The 631-nt window shown below is 46.1% G+C and carries 1 protein-coding gene; it reads left to right on the plus strand.

Features of this window, described 5'->3' with window-relative positions; genetic code table 11:
• Window positions 1-631 (plus strand): BACON domain-containing protein (locus M1P97_RS26215; RefSeq protein WP_249390623.1); only part of this gene is annotated, 631 nt, incomplete at both ends.

The following is a 631-nucleotide window of genomic DNA, read 5'->3' on the forward strand; positions in this document are numbered from 1 at the left end:
CAACGTTGAAAGTAGATGCTGCCACCAAGACGGTAGCAGCAACAGCTTCAACAGATAACACTTCTACTTTTACCGCAACGTCCGGTTTGTCGTGGAATGTGGGCATCGTTTCTACCGACAACTGGTTGTCTCTGAAAAGTACTGCCGGTGGAACAAACAATACAACCGTTGCCGCTCAAAATATCACTTATGATGCTGTCGTCAATCCGAACGAATCCACCCGTACGGGAACGATCACCGTCAAAGTCGGCAATGCCGTTAGCGGCACGGACGCAGGTCTTACCAAGACGATCACGGTTACTCAGGAGGCTTCTTCTTTGACTGCGTCTGGTAGCACAACTACATTGGCAGCCACAAAAGATGCCAGTGGAACGTTAACCTTTAAAGGAACTTCCGGTTTACCTTTTTCAGTCACTAATCCTGATTGGTTGACGTTGTCAGGAACAACTAGTGGAACAACGAATGGAGGAGATCAGACCTTTGTGTACAAAACAAATGCTGTCAATTTGAACAGTACGGAGCGTACAGCAGCTAATATATCAGTGAAAGCCGGGAATATAACCAAGCCGGTTGCTATCAAGCAGTCAGGTTCAACGTTTAGTGTTTCCAAAACAGAGATTGAGTTAGAAAA

This window comes from Parabacteroides leei (assembly GCF_023369805.1).
In the GTDB taxonomy this organism is placed as follows: Bacteria; Bacteroidota; Bacteroidia; order Bacteroidales; family Tannerellaceae; genus Parabacteroides; species Parabacteroides leei.